The following is a 13,866-nucleotide window of genomic DNA, read 5'->3' on the forward strand; positions in this document are numbered from 1 at the left end:
AAACTTTCTATGCGGTGTCTGGCGAAAAAACGTGAGAACTTATGAAGGGCTGCTTTTTTACATTCTATCTTTCTTGGAACTATAGTTTTTCAGTGACCTCATGGATTTTGAGCGAGCGGCTTACATTCGATGAAATAAAAATCATCCGAACTGATTTCAATAGAATCGTTCGGATGATTTTTTGCTTTATTCCGTTCTGTTCCTTCTTTACTTTATTTGCACTTTTTTATATTCAGCAATCCATTTTTCAGGTGATTCTTTAACTTTATAGGAAAAAACGCCTCGTATGGTGTGTAAATAAAAGAAACCTAAACGCCCTGATAAGGGACGGTAAGACGCATCGTGAATATCTTTCATAGGGAATTGTTCAAACGGCGTAACTACTTGATCATAGTATAAGTCGATCGAAGATTCCTCTTCGATGAAATGCTGCTGGTTATGTTTAATTTCTCGCACCACCCAAACGATCGGCTGAGAACAGATCATTTTATACGCCTCCTTCCCCATATTCTTCTTTAAGGGTAGCGATAACACTCTCCTGTGTCAAACTTGTGCCTTTTTCTTTCAATTACCATGTGAATGTATTAGGATAGTACAGGTGTTTTTGTAAAAGCTAAAATTAATGGAGGATCCTAAGCATGAGCAACCGTAATAAAGGAATCATACTACTACTTATTTCAGCATTCGGCTTCGCTATGATGGCGGCTTTCGTTAAACTTTCAGGTGATGTACCTACTGTCCAAAAAACATTATTTAGAAATGCTGTTTCGGCAGTTATCGCCTTTGGATTAGTGATTTACCATAAAGAACGTCTATTTGGAAAAAAAGAAAACCAGGGGCTTCTCCTATCTCGCTCAGCTTTGGGTACGATTGGAATGGTGCTGTTTTTCTATGCTATTGACCATCTTGTTCTCTCTGATGCTGATATGCTGAATAAACTAAGTCCATTTTTATTAATTATTTTTTCAGCGATCTTTTTAAAAGAAAAAGCGCGAACGTACCAGGTGGTTTCCATTGTCATTGCTTTCTTTGGCACCCTGCTCATTATTAAACCGCAGTTTTCCATCGAATTTATCCCCTATTTAGCAGGGATCTTTTCTGCCGTATTCGCTGCTGGTGCCTATACATTGTTAAGAGTGTTAGGAGATAAAGAGAAGTTCTACACTGTTGTATTTTATTTCTCCTTTTTTACGACAGTCTCCCTGACTCCGTTTACGATTGCGTACTATGAGCCTATGTCTACTGAACAGTGGATTTACCTTCTTTCTGCAGGAGGATTTGCAACAGTTGGTCAATTCGGCCTGACGATTGCTTACAAATTTGCTCCCGCCAGAGAGATATCTATATTTTTCTACTCCACCGTCGTGTACTCTGCTCTTATCAGCATCTTTTTATTTGGACAAGTTCCAGACTGGTTAAGTATAGTAGGGTATTTCACTATTTTCGGTGCTTCTCTTTACATGTTTTTACGTAATAATAAAGAAGCTAAGCCAGCCGTTTAAAGTAAAGAAGAAATTCGGTACCAGGTACCGAATTTCACCATCTTTCATCGACCTTTAGTTTTTCAGTGACCTCAGTCGTTTCCTCAAACAAGCTGAAGGAAAACCGTACCTGATGCCCTATTTCCACGTCTTTTTTAATACGCTCATCCAGTTTTGAGAAGCAATTTTATGAACCTCTTCAAGAGTAAATCCTTCCTTCCGTAAAAGATCTACCACTTTTGGCACGCCAGTTACATCTTTTAATTCATTAGGCAGAGTCGTACCGTCAAAATCTGATCCAAGGGCTACATGCTCCACTCCTATTAAATCCACAATATAACGGATATGACGTACAATTTCTTGAAGAGATGTATCACGGTTCATTTTTCCATCGCTTCGAAGCATATTCACACTATAAGTCACTCCCACGACACCCTGAGATGCTCTAATGGCATTTAGCTGCTCATCAGTGAGATTTCTTGAAATCGGACATAGGGAATAGGAATTCGAATGAGTGGCTACGATAGGCGCATCCGACACACTCACTACGTCCCAAAAACCCTTTTCATTTAAATGCGAGGTATCCAGCATGATTCCAAGCTGGTTACACTTCTTGACGAGAGATTTACCTGCTTTCGTAAGTCCCGGACCGATATCGCCTGTTGAAGGATAACGATAAGGTACCCCTTGAGCGAATGCGTTTGGACGACTCCATACGAGTCCAAGCGAACGCAAACCTTTTTGATAGTAATTCTCTAAATTACTTAAATCAGGATTAATCGCTTCTGCCCCTTCAAAATGAAGGACAGCTGCCAGTTGATTATGAGCAAAGGTTTCACGTAAGCGATCAAAATTGGTAACCACTTTAAAATTATGATTCGAAGAGCTTTCCATTCGGTATAAAAGATCAATCATATGATCCGTTACCCGTTTACACGCCTCAGCATCCACTTCTTCCGGCAGAGGGACATCGTACCCTTCTTCCATTAAATAGTCTTCCGGATCAGGAACTGATAACCCGGCGTATGGAGGTGGAAAAATAGCAAAAAATCCTCCCCTCAGTCCAGCTTTTTGAGCTCTGGAATAATCGATATGTCCTCCGTTTATCTCTTGAAAAAATTGTTCAGCTGAAGCATCGTAATTCATGTACAAGTTCAGCAGCGTATCATTGTGCCCATCAAATACTGGTACTGACAATTAAATTCTCTCCTTCTATATCCGTTTCTTATTTAACTTCTTCAACGTTTCTTCATATTCCTCCTCTAATAATTGAAGATCTTCACGGGGTGATGGCATGCTCAGTCGGCTAATTAACTCAGTAAGCTTTGTTTCAAGGGCCATCGTGTCATACTCTTCCTCACTGACAGAAGAAGGTTTATCTCTTTCCATCTCCCATTCCTCATACGTTCCATCAAATGTTCTAACTGTTTCATTATCCATCACCCACAGTTGATTCGCTGTTTCTTTTATAAATCGTCGATCATGGGTGACATATAAAACCGTACCGGGATAATCTTGTATTAATGACTCTAAGGCTTTTCTCGCTTCCACGTCTAGGTGATTAGTCGGTTCATCTAAAAAGAGAACATTATAATGACCAACGAGTAATTTAGCGAGAGCGGCTTTTACCTTTTCCCCTCCGCTTAAATGTCCAACCTTCTTGAACACGTCATTCTTGTAAAAATGAAGACGTGCTAATACGGTTCGAATGTCAGACTCTCGCAATAAACTTCCCTCACTCACGTAATCATATATCGTCTGATCATCAGGAAGCTCAGTTAAGTTTTGCTGAAATATACCGACTCTGGCATTTTCTTTCCAAGCCTCTTTACAATTTAAGATCTGCTCTAACAGAGTTGTTTTTCCGCATCCGTTGGCTCCTAATAAGGCCGTTTTAGAATTTGATCTCAACTGCAGGGGAGAAATACGATATAAGCCGTTCTTTTCCACGTCCTCTGCATCCATTACATATTTATGGTAAATAGGCTCAACCTGGTTAAAACTCATTTTTAATTGATTACGTTCGAAGGGCTTTTCCACTTTTGAGAGCCGTTCCAATTTTTTCTCCAATGTTTTTCCGGCCCGCTGTACTTTTTTTTGTTTGGCGGCTGCTTTATTTTTACCTAATTGCCACTCGGAGTTACTCATTCGGCTGGGCGGCTTTCTCATTTTACCTGCTTGATCCTGTTTGTTGCGAATTGTCTCCTGAAGACGATTCTTTTCTTTCTGATATTTTTCATACTCTTCGATTTGCTGATTCTTCTCTATTCCTTTTTGATGTTCATAAAAAGTATAGCTCCCACGATAGTAATGGAGTTTTCCATCTTGAAGCTCCCAAATTTGATTACACACATGATCTAGTAAGTCACGATCGTGGCTGATGACGATATAAGCCCCGTTAAATAACTTTAGTTTTTCTTCTACATCGTGAATGTGTTTAATATCTAAATTATTCGTGGGCTCATCTAAAAGTAACACATCCGGCTCAGCAAGAAAGACTCTTTTAATTTTTTGCTGAGTAATCTCGCCCCCGCTCCCTATCATGTTTTCTTCATTATTTAATTGTTTAAGCCATTCTATTGTGCCGCTGACTTTCACATCCGCCGTCTCTACAAGTTCCTTCATGAGATATTGAAAAAGCAGTGTTTTTCCTTGGCCATTTTTACCAATTAATCCAATTCGGTCGTCTTGGTGAACAACAAGTTCATCGATATTAAGAAGCGTACGATCTCCAATCTCATAATGGATATTTATCGCTCTCAATTTTTGCATAATAAAAATCCTCCCTGCTCGTTCCAGAGAGGATTAATCAAACCGTTCGAAGGCAAAGACAACATACTTGAAGGTATGCTGAAGCAATGACATTCTTTTAAATGGCAGACTAATCCCTTGTTCTGAAACGAGTGTTTTTATAAACATGTCTCGTAAAAACATAAGGATTAGTACTTCATTGTTTTAAACGTCAGTCCCTTCTATTTCGCTATCTTTATTATAAGCTGATCAATGTAAGATCACAACTTTTCTTGCAAAATTATTTATTTATCAAATCATACAGCTTATACACTTTACCATTCTCAATTGAACCCTCATTAAATAAAACGTTCATCAATACACGAGCTACCTCTTGAGGAGAACGGAGCTGACCTTCTTCTTTAAGCTTCTTAAATTTGTCAACATCAGCAAAAGCTGATTCAGCAGAAGCCCGGATTTCTCCCTGCATTTCTGTATCAACTACTCCAGGACTATAAGCAATAATGGTATGATCTTTGCCAGCTTCCTCTTGTTCCATAGCAGTTGTAGCGGTAAATTGATTGATCGCTGCTTTTCCACTGCTGTAAACACTCCAGCCATGAACCGTCTTCTCGGCAGCACCTGACGTTATATTTACGATGCCTGCTTTTACTCCCTGCTCATTTGCCTCTTTTAACAATCGGTTAATAAACAGGATGGGAGTTGCTAAATTAATCTGAAGATGTTTATTCACTAATCCAGTGTCTAAATTTCCCACTGTCTCTATCGGATCAATTACTCCGGCATTATTAACGAGGTAAACCATATCAACGTCATTTTGAAAGGCTAAGTACATAACCTTATCAATGCCTTGAGTCAAGTCATCTGCATCGCTTAAATCACAGCTGATGTGGGAATACGTCACATCTTTTCCTTCTGCCTGCTCTTTAAGATCTTCATTATATGTTCGCGATATTCCAATAACGTGAATCCCTTTTTCAAGAAATTGGTCTGCAATCGCTTCTCCCAGCCCTCTGGAATCCCCTGTTACTATTGCGTACTTCATTATATATCCTCCTTTTTTCTACTTTACATTTCCCCGGCTAATTAAATATAAAACACTCGTAAGCGTGTATACCTTTACAACACCCATTTGAGCATATATGATTATGAAAGATTATCTCCGCGTCATGAAGAAGGAGTCACTATGAAATATTTATACTTATTTATTATATACTTAATTGGTTTAATTGTATCAAGTCTTGGGCTTGCTCTCATTATCCGCTCTGGATTAGGTGTGGGCCCGGGAGACAGTATTGCCGTTGGTCTTTCTATGCATACCCCTATCACAGTAGGGACAGTCATGATCATCGCGTTTGTCATCTTATTACTTGTTAATGCGAAATTAGAGAAGAAAAGACCTCAATATGAATCATTATTGCCCATTATTGTCCGGGGAACGAGTCTGGACTATTTCCTATACGGATGGTTATCAGATGCGAGTTATGAAGCATGGTACTCGCAGTGGGGAATTTTCACTCTCGGTTTGTTAGCAACGGCTGTTGGAATCGCAGTTTATTTACGTACCCCTTTTTCCCGTATTCCTTTGGACCATTTTATGATGATTCTCGATCAAAAGACAAAGCAGTCTAAAAGCACCTCACGTATTTTTATTGAATCGGGCATGGCTCTTATCGGTTTTTTACTTGGTGCTCCAGTAGGGATTGGAACCTTAATAGTTGCTCTCGGCCTTGGTCCCGTCATTCAATGGGCTTACCAATTGTCACGTCCAATCGCTAGCATATGGACCGAATCTGAAAGAAAAAAGCGTGAATCCTAATTGCAGGATTCACGCTTTTTCTTTCTACCCTAGGCTTCCTGTTCCTTAGAAGACTTACGCCTCGCCCTATAAACGGGGACGCCTATTTTATCTTTATTCACCAGGAATTGCAGAGCTAGAAGAATAACGAATACGGACACTCCAATGATATCACTCATCGTACTTGGGTAAATTAAGGAAAGCCCCCCTATGACAGCAGGAATCCTTTCATACCATTCTACTTTACGGAACCAGTACCCGACAAGCCCGGCGCCAATAGCAATCATACCTGAAATAGCTGTAAATAAAATCCACACAAGCTCAAAAGCGTTATCCACACCTATCATAAGCAGCTGATTTTCCAATACGAACATATATGGAATAATAAACGCTGCAATGGCGAGCTTGGCGGCATTCACCCCGGTTCGTATCGGTTCCGAGGAAGCAACTCCTGAGGCTGCAAAAGCTGCTAATGCTACCGGAGGCGTAATATCTGCAATGATACCGAAGTAGAACACAAACAAGTGGGCTGCTAAATCCGGTACACCTAGTAATATAACAGCAGGTGCTGCGATCGTGGACGTAATAACATAGTTGGCTGTTGTCGGAGAACCCATCCCCAGAATAATAGCCGCTAACATCGTAAAGAACAATGTTAATAAGATTTGACCGTTAGCTATTGATACAAGGCTGTTGGCTAATTTCAATCCAAGGCCTGTCTTCGTTACGACCCCGACGATAATACCAGCAGCAGCTGTTGCTGCTACAACACCCAGAGCCGTACGCGCCCCGTCAACAAGGGCTTCAATAGATTCTACAAGATTTCCATCAAACAAATAGCTTACAACTACGGTGACCATACCAGCAACAATGAATGCCTGCACAAGTTCAAATCCGCCTGTTGCCATACCATAAATAACGTAGCCGATAAATCCGGCTCCAAAAGCAATGATATACAGCTTACGGAACTTCTCTTTTCTCAGTAATCCCACAACAATAGTAGTCAAAATACCATACAGCGCTGCACGCATAACACTCATTCCGCTGCTTAAGAAAAGAATAATAGCAAGAATAGGTAACAATAAGTAAAGCTTTTTAAATACTTCTTTACGGTTTGGCATTTCTTCCGGCGACAAACCGCTTAGCCCTGTCCTTTTCGCTTCAAAGTGTGTCATGATCCATATCCCTGTGAAGTATAGGATGGCGGGAATCAATGCTGCCTTGGCAATCGACCAGTAGTCCACTCCGATAAACTCTATCATAAGAAAGGCTGCTGCACCCATAATTGGTGGCATTAATTGACCACCTGTAGAAGCTGCGGCTTCTACACCGCCGGCGAACTCTCTTCGGTAACCGAGTTTTTTCATCATCGGGATCGTAAATGCACCAGAAGTTACTACGTTAGCAACTGAACTTCCGCTGATAGTTCCTTGAAGTGCACTGGAGAAAATGGCAACCTTTGCCGGTCCGCCTGTACGACGCCCCGCCAGTGTCACAGCTAAATCATTAAAATACTGACCGACCCCAGTTTTTACAAGAAAAGCTCCAAACAATAAGAATAAAAAGATAAACGTTGAAGACACAGCAATTGGTGTTCCAAGTATACCTTCAGTTGTAAAGAACATTGACTGTACGAGGTTGTCTACGTCGACTCCTCTATGAATAAGGAAGCCGGGCATCTGTCTTCCCCAATAAGCATAAACAAGAAACGCGATAGCAATGACAGTTATCGGAATTCCTACTGCTCTTCGTGTTGCTTCAAGTACAAGCAGTACAGCTAAAACTCCCACATAGAAGTCAATAGTCGTTAACGAGCCTGCTTGCGTAACGATTCTTTCATAAAAAAACAACCAGTAAGTGCCGACTACGAGACTCAATAAAACAAATATTGCATCGTACCAGGCTAGCTTTCCTAATTTTCGATTCTTTTTTGTAGCAGGGTATAATAAGAAAATCAATACGAGTCCAAATCCAACGTGCACTGATCTTAAAATTTGTGCAGGAAGGGGGTGAATCGTTGATGAATAGAGCTGGAATAAAGAGAAAGCGAGCAGACCTATAAATGCAAGTCTGCCTAACCATCCTGTTAACTCCCGGCTTCCTGCATCTGGATCATATTTTTCCATGATTTCTTGTTGTTTTTCTGTCGATATTGTTTTGCTTTCCTCACTCATCAAGTGTCTCTCCTCTCATCAATTCCCAATTCGATACATGGTCAGGCTCAATCTTGATCACTGCGCCAGCACCGACGATATCTTTCAAAAGATAAGATTGCTTTCTATATATAATGGTATGATCTGCCCGGACTTGACCGACTGATAAGTTAATGGATTCATGAGAACCTTGCAGATTTGAAATGTAATACTTCCCGTCTTTCATTTCAAATGTTTCCCCTTCACCTGCGTTTGAAGGCATACCTATCGCCGTATCTTCGTAAATCATTTGCACAGGGTATAGCTTTCCATTTTTGACCTTATATTCTTCTATTACATCTGATAAGTGAACAGAATGAGTAAACTTAAGTTCGAAATTTTCATTTTCCGTAATGAGCATATAGGCATTTGGCCCTTGCCGATCCATAGATTGAAATGCCACCACAGATCGGTAAGGATAAAATGCCCATACGATAGTCAAAAAAAGCCCTATTAAGCCCGCACCTATGATGATATATCTTCTAGGAACTCTCAAAACTGATCACCTAATCTCCAGCAAATAGTAATAGATGCAATTATTTACTTATTGCATTTTACATGAGAAGGGACTGTTCTCAGGTTTTATTACTTAGTTAGCAATTCAAACCTAAGACAGCCCCGCAAGACTTCATTTTATTCAGCCTTATTCCTCACTAATTCCTTCTTCATCAAAATATTTCTGAGCACCTGGGTGAAGGTCTACACCTACTCCATCTAGTGCACTCTCTGCATCGATTTGACTGCCTTTATCATGTGAAATGGCATCCGTGTTGTCAAAGATAGCTTTCGTAATTTCGTAAACTGTATCTTCACTAAGATCACTGTGAGCAACGAGCATAGCTTGTACAGCTACAGTTGGAACAGCTTCTTCTAATCCATACGTTCCTTCAGGTACTTCATCTTCAGCATAGTAGCTGTATTCATCCATAAGTTCCTGAGCTTTTTCTTCTGAAACACTGACAATGTTAACGTCAACAGAAGCGGCTAAGCTTTCAACTGCACCAGTAGGTGTACCAGAAGTAATGAAAGCTGCATCAATTGTTCCATCTTGAATACCTGTCGTTGAATCACCGAAGTCTAAGTCACGAGCTTCAATATCATCATCAATGCTAAGACCGTGAATTTCAAGGATATTATCCGCGTTTGCATAAGTACCAGATCCTGGAGCACCTACGGAAACTGTCTTTCCTTCTAAATCTTCAACCGTTTCAATTCCACTGTCTTGCGTTGTTACAATTTGAATCGTTTCAGGATAAAGGGTACCAATTGCCCCAAAGTCTTCATTCGCTTCATCGAACATCACTTCGCCCTCAGCTGCATATGATGCAATGTCAGTCTGGGTGAAGGCGATTTCACCGTCTCCATCACTAATAGAGTTCATGTTTTCTACAGAAGCACCGGTAGAGGTCGCGTTAGCTTCTTCTACACCTTCTACATTATCATTAATGACTTGAGCAAAAGTACCTCCAAGTGGATAGTATGTTCCTTCTGTACCACCCGTAAGGATTTGAATGAATTGTTCATCCGCTCCTCCGCCTTCTTCGCCGTCATCGCCGCCGCCATCAGATGTACCGCCGCCACAAGCGAACAAGATCAGAGAAAGCGCTAACAACATTGAAATAGTTAACAAGCTTTTCTTACTAAACATAATGATTCCTCCCCTAATAATTTTATGACCACATTCCACCTTCAAACCGTGTCGTTACTATGTACAATTTGAAAGTTGAATGATCGTCCACAAATGTAATGAAAGTTCACATATAGACGACACCCCTATTTTACACGAAAATTACAAAATATAAAATAGCTTTTCCTACATTACTGGACCCAACCTTTGGACTAGTGAATTGTATAAAATAATCTTAATTTTCCATTAAATAATTGTCAAGAAATAACAAAGGGTGTCCTGCAATGGTACACCCTCTGCTTATCTTCATTATTTTAATTCTAAATTCGTTATGCCTCGTTCTTCTAGTTCATTTCCTAACTCTTCTTCTATCTGTAAACGACGTTCCATCATTTCATCTGATAATGGTACGCTAATATCTCCATATTCTTCTTTCAAGCGCTTTTCAGACATCTTTTCAATCAGCATATCCCAAAAGCTGAATTCTTCATATTCATCTACATATTTTTCAAAAAGCTGGCGTTCGTAAGCCGCTTGCAAATCATGAACTTCAAAAGCCTCTTGAAAACTGATTTTATCCTCAAGCCCGGCTTCTTTATACTTTGATAATACGAGTTCTCTAATTTCTTCAAAATTTTCATCTAATTCCAATTTTGTTGAATTGACCATCCAAGTACCAAGAAAAACGGCTTCAACTAACGTTTGGTATTGTTTCTCATCTAATTCCAAGTTTATCTTTTTCATGGTAACCCTCCTGGGTGATAATGTAAGCAGGGTCATTATACCATACTTAAACTTCCTGCGCGAAAATCGAGGAAACCTTGTCAATATGAGCATCCTGTTCATATTTCTCTTGAATTGTTCTCGTAATGGGCCCAGGCTTCCCTTCATTTACAAAATGTTCATCTACTTTAGTGATAGGGGTTACTTCTGCTGTACTGCTCGAAAGAAATAGTTCATCTGCATACTGAATGTCTTCTACTCGAAACGCTTCTTCGATGAAAGGAATACCTTCTTCCTTACAAAATTGTTCCACTTTCATTCGAACACAGCCATGAAGGATATTTTTTTTCGCAGGATGGGTATATACTTTGCCCTCCCTTACTAAATATACATTAGAAGAACTGCACTCTGTTATTTCGCCATCTTTATGAAGAATAGCTTCAAAGCAGCCTGCTTCACTTGCTGTTTGTTTAGCTATAACATTTGGAAGCAGATTCAAACTTTTAATATAGCACCAATCCCAGCGGACGTCAGGCTGGGTAATCACAGATACCCCTTCACGCATAATTTCCATTTTGCGCGGTAAGTCCTGTACGTAAGCATATAAATTAGCTGTCGTGTTTAATGGAAACGCATGATCACGAGGGGCTGAGCCTCTCGTAATTTGCAAGTAAACTTTTGCATCCGCAGCAATGCTGTTTTTACGTAAAAGTTCGTCTAAATGGCTGTACATTTCTTTTTTTGTAAAAGGAATTTCTATTTTTACGGCTTCTGCTGAACGATATAACCTTTCCACGTGTTCTTCTATCAGATAATACTTCCCTTTATAGACTCGAATCACTTCGTATATTCCATCACCGAATTGCAAACCTCTTTCTTCAAATGGATACTTCAAATCATCTTTCTTTACAAAATTCGTATGTGTCAAAATGTAGTCGTATACGCTCATATAAATGCCTCCTTGAAGCTGAATCTGTGTAACGCCTAGTTTACCAAAAAAACCGTGAACCGTCGTGTCATTCATATAATATTCTGAATATGGTACGAATGACCTAAATGAAGATCATCCTACAGAGGATGATCTTCATTTTGTGAATTATAAATATTTTTTCTGCACTCTTTTTCCACCATAACTAAAGGCCACATCACGGTCCTCTACTCTAGTTTCCATATGGACTGGTCTGCCCCACAACTGATAAACATAAGGCAATGTTTTTTCTAAATAGGTTAAGTCCAGTTCCACATCTTCATAATGATGCTTAAGGTAAAGCTCCCCGCTCTTCATATAATCTCCATCTTCTACCGTAATATAAGGAAATCCACCATTCACTCGCATGGTGACGAGCTGATCCCGAACAGCTTCATGATCTTTATCAGTAATTTTGTACTTCTGGCCTTGCTTTTGAAATAAATATAAATCCTCTTCTCTTACTAATTCTTTAGTCAAGTAATTACGGATAAAACTTTGATCAGATTCAACTTCACGAACTTCAAACATTTTTTCCCGGCCTGATCCAGATTTCACCCCATGGCGGATCATATCTTCTGTTGGGTTATTATAACGATTCTCAATATCTTCAAAAATCTTCAAGCCTAAATAATAGGGGTTAAGCTGGGTTTTGGAAGGCTGAACAACACTTGCGTTTAATTTAGCAAAATCAACCGCTTCCCCACTCGTTAAATCCATTTCCCTTATAATTCGTGCATGCCAATAAGATGCCCATCCTTCGTTCATTATCTTTGTCTCAAGCTGCGGCCAGAAATAAAGCATTTCCTCTCGCATCATCGTTAAGATATCACACTGCCAATCTTCTAATTCCCGGCTGAACTGCTCAAGGAACAGCAGCAAATCTTTTTCAGGCTGAGGCGGGAACTTCTTACTTTTTTTAAACACAGGTTCATCTGGTGATTCACCTAGCTTCCACAAATCATCATAAGGCGTTCTCCGCTTTTTCTTTTCACCTTCAGGTTCATCCTTCTGCCACGTTAGTTTTGGCCGAACGAGCGATGGATCGATATGCTCTTGAATCGCCAATACTGCGTCTAAAAATGACTCCACTGCTTCTTTCCCATGTTTCTTCTCATAACTTGCAATGCGCTCCGCTGTGGCAGCCATACTCTCAACCATATCCCGTTTTGTATTTTGGAAGCGAGCATTATTTTTAAAGAAATCGCAATGTGCTAATACATGTGCCACAATCAGCTTATTCTGTATCAGACTGTTTGAATTTAGCAGAAAAGCATAGCAAGGGTTTGAATTAATGACGAGCTCATATATTTTACTTAATCCTAAATCATATTGAAGCTTCATCTTATAGTATTGCTTTCCAAAGCTCCAATGAGAGAATCTCGTAGGCATTCCATAAGCACCAAACGTATAGATGATATCATCAGGGCAGATCTCATAATGCATTGGATAGAAGTCTAAACCAAAACCGTCCGCTATTTCAGTAATTTCGCCAATCGCTCTTTCTAATTCAACTTGATCTTGCGGCTTCAAGTTGCCCCCTCCTTTGAATTACATAGTTATCTATATGAATAAAAACTATCTAAATGAACAAAGAAAGAGTATTTTTCACAATTGATTTTCTAATATAGACTCCCCTATACGATAGCGAGGACATTTAAACGGGCAGCAAACCTTAATTAGTAAATATTAAAAAGCCAGGATTCCCTTTTTAAGAGAACCTGACTTTTAATTAACCTTCTTGATTAGGGAAAATACGGTCAACCATTTCGCCAAACTGACGGAAAAAACCTTCGACAGGTTCACCTTCCTCAGCATTGTTTACGTAGTTGTTTGTTAAGTCTACAAAATCAGGGTTTGTCGAGATATACACATTGTTGATATCCTGATCTGTATTTTTTACAATATCCGTAATCTGTTTTTCAATTTCATCAGATACTTCATCTGACTCTCCGTTTTTATTATCTAATACAGCTGCGACATATGCATTATCACGGGTTTTTAATACATATGCATCTTCAATACCTTCTACATCTTTAGTAATACGATCTGCTGCACGTTCCGCTACTTGATAGTTTGTATTGTGCTGCATTCCTCGATCATTTTCTTCTCTGTTTTGAGGAGCCTCACTGTAATCCTGATCTGTTGTTCGTTCAAAACGTGTATTTTCTACTCCATCATAATTGCCTGTATTGTCTAATGATTCTTGTTGTTCAGCTTGACAAGCTACAAGCGAAAATGAAGCGAGCAAACCGATTGTAAATACTTTTAGTTTCATTTTATCTTCCCTCCTTCCATCGCTTACAAGTAGTATGCGTAGGGAAAGA

The 13,866-nt window shown here is 39.6% G+C and carries 13 protein-coding genes; 2 read left to right on the forward strand and 11 right to left on the reverse strand.

The genetic code is table 11. The annotated features are described in order from the left end of the window. Window positions 1-207 precede the first annotated feature (207 nt). Entirely contained in the window at window positions 208-486 is a 279-nt protein-coding gene (locus ACGTNH_RS14640; protein ID WP_394587611.1) for a hypothetical protein, read from the reverse strand. Between the two features lie 152 nt (window positions 487-638). On the opposite strand from ACGTNH_RS14640, the gene ACGTNH_RS14645 reads away from it, so the two are divergent. Continuing rightward, complete coding sequence (locus tag ACGTNH_RS14645; protein WP_394587612.1) at window positions 639-1,502, forward strand: DMT family transporter; 864 nt, start codon at window positions 639-641, stop codon at window positions 1,500-1,502. Between the two features lie 117 nt (window positions 1,503-1,619). On the opposite strand, the gene ACGTNH_RS14650 is transcribed toward ACGTNH_RS14645, so the two are convergent. From ACGTNH_RS14650 to ACGTNH_RS14660, 3 genes are all read right to left on the reverse strand, one after another. Then, window positions 1,620-2,678: a dipeptidase gene (locus ACGTNH_RS14650; protein ID WP_394587613.1), complete on the reverse strand. Its 1,059-nt coding sequence runs from the start codon at window positions 2,676-2,678 to the stop codon at window positions 1,620-1,622. A 15-nt stretch (window positions 2,679-2,693) separates the two neighbouring features. Next, window positions 2,694-4,253 (reverse strand): ribosomal protection-like ABC-F family protein, encoded by a 1,560-nt coding sequence (gene abc-f / locus ACGTNH_RS14655; protein WP_394587614.1) that lies wholly within the window; start codon window positions 4,251-4,253, stop codon window positions 2,694-2,696. Between the two features lie 259 nt (window positions 4,254-4,512). Further along, window positions 4,513-5,277, reverse strand: a complete 765-nt coding sequence (locus tag ACGTNH_RS14660; protein WP_394587615.1) for a (S)-benzoin forming benzil reductase — start codon at window positions 5,275-5,277, stop codon at window positions 4,513-4,515. Window positions 5,278-5,418: 141 nt separating this feature from the next. Between ACGTNH_RS14660 and ACGTNH_RS14665 the strand changes: the two genes are divergently transcribed. Continuing rightward, complete coding sequence (locus ACGTNH_RS14665; protein ID WP_394587616.1) at window positions 5,419-6,051, forward strand: YczE/YyaS/YitT family protein; 633 nt, start codon at window positions 5,419-5,421, stop codon at window positions 6,049-6,051. Window positions 6,052-6,080: 29 nt separating this feature from the next. Here the strand turns inward: ACGTNH_RS14665 and ACGTNH_RS14670 are convergent, their stop codons facing one another. The 7 genes from ACGTNH_RS14670 to ACGTNH_RS14700 all read right to left on the reverse strand — a co-directional run bounded on the left by ACGTNH_RS14670 (window position 6,081) and on the right by ACGTNH_RS14700 (window position 13,817). After that, window positions 6,081-8,204 carry a TRAP transporter permease gene (locus ACGTNH_RS14670; protein WP_394587617.1) on the reverse strand — a complete coding sequence of 708 codons (2,124 nt, stop codon included), beginning with the start codon at window positions 8,202-8,204 and terminating at the stop codon, window positions 6,081-6,083. Further along, a complete protein-coding gene (locus ACGTNH_RS14675; RefSeq protein ID WP_394587618.1) occupies window positions 8,197-8,718 on the reverse strand; it encodes a DUF1850 domain-containing protein in 522 nt (173 codons plus the stop codon). The genes ACGTNH_RS14670 and ACGTNH_RS14675 overlap by 8 nt, the downstream gene beginning before the upstream one ends. A gap of 147 nt (window positions 8,719-8,865) precedes the next feature. Then, window positions 8,866-9,870, reverse strand: coding sequence for a TAXI family TRAP transporter solute-binding subunit (locus tag ACGTNH_RS14680; protein WP_394587619.1), 1,005 nt, complete (start codon window positions 9,868-9,870; stop codon window positions 8,866-8,868). Window positions 9,871-10,158: 288 nt separating this feature from the next. Continuing rightward, complete coding sequence (locus tag ACGTNH_RS14685; protein ID WP_394587620.1) at window positions 10,159-10,593, reverse strand: hypothetical protein; 435 nt, start codon at window positions 10,591-10,593, stop codon at window positions 10,159-10,161. Window positions 10,594-10,639: 46 nt separating this feature from the next. Beyond that, window positions 10,640-11,521: a D-amino-acid transaminase gene (dat, locus tag ACGTNH_RS14690; protein WP_394587621.1), complete on the reverse strand. Its 882-nt coding sequence runs from the start codon at window positions 11,519-11,521 to the stop codon at window positions 10,640-10,642. A gap of 147 nt (window positions 11,522-11,668) precedes the next feature. Further along, window positions 11,669-13,072: a SpoVR family protein gene (locus tag ACGTNH_RS14695; RefSeq protein WP_394587622.1), complete on the reverse strand. Its 1,404-nt coding sequence runs from the start codon at window positions 13,070-13,072 to the stop codon at window positions 11,669-11,671. Between the two features lie 199 nt (window positions 13,073-13,271). Next, the gene (locus tag ACGTNH_RS14700) at window positions 13,272-13,817 is read right to left on the reverse strand and encodes a YhcN/YlaJ family sporulation lipoprotein (RefSeq protein WP_394587623.1); all 546 of its coding nucleotides are present in this window, start codon (window positions 13,815-13,817) and stop codon (window positions 13,272-13,274) included. Window positions 13,818-13,866: the final 49 nt, after the last annotated feature.

The organism is Halobacillus sp. B23F22_1, from assembly GCF_043497005.1.
In the GTDB taxonomy this organism is placed as follows: domain Bacteria; phylum Bacillota; class Bacilli; order Bacillales; family Halobacillaceae; genus Halobacillus_A.

Coding starts and splice junctions, on each gene's coding strand:
- ACGTNH_RS14700 (WP_394587623.1), bottom strand. CDS start 13,817: ATGAAACTAAAAGTATTTACAATCGGTTTGCTCGCTTCATTTTCGCTT.
- ACGTNH_RS14660 (WP_394587615.1), bottom strand. CDS start 5,277: ATGAAGTACGCAATAGTAACAGGGGATTCCAGAGGGCTGGGAGAAGCG.
- ACGTNH_RS14640 (WP_394587611.1), bottom strand. CDS start 486: ATGATCTGTTCTCAGCCGATCGTTTGGGTGGTGCGAGAAATTAAACAT.
- abc-f (WP_394587614.1), bottom strand. CDS start 4,253: ATGCAAAAATTGAGAGCGATAAATATCCATTATGAGATTGGAGATCGT.
- ACGTNH_RS14645 (WP_394587612.1), top strand. CDS start 639: ATGAGCAACCGTAATAAAGGAATCATACTACTACTTATTTCAGCATTC.
- ACGTNH_RS14665 (WP_394587616.1), top strand. CDS start 5,419: ATGAAATATTTATACTTATTTATTATATACTTAATTGGTTTAATTGTA.
- ACGTNH_RS14680 (WP_394587619.1), bottom strand. CDS start 9,870: ATGTTTAGTAAGAAAAGCTTGTTAACTATTTCAATGTTGTTAGCGCTT.
- dat (WP_394587621.1), bottom strand. CDS start 11,521: ATGAGCGTATACGACTACATTTTGACACATACGAATTTTGTAAAGAAA.
- ACGTNH_RS14685 (WP_394587620.1), bottom strand. CDS start 10,593: ATGAAAAAGATAAACTTGGAATTAGATGAGAAACAATACCAAACGTTA.
- ACGTNH_RS14670 (WP_394587617.1), bottom strand. CDS start 8,204: ATGAGTGAGGAAAGCAAAACAATATCGACAGAAAAACAACAAGAAATC.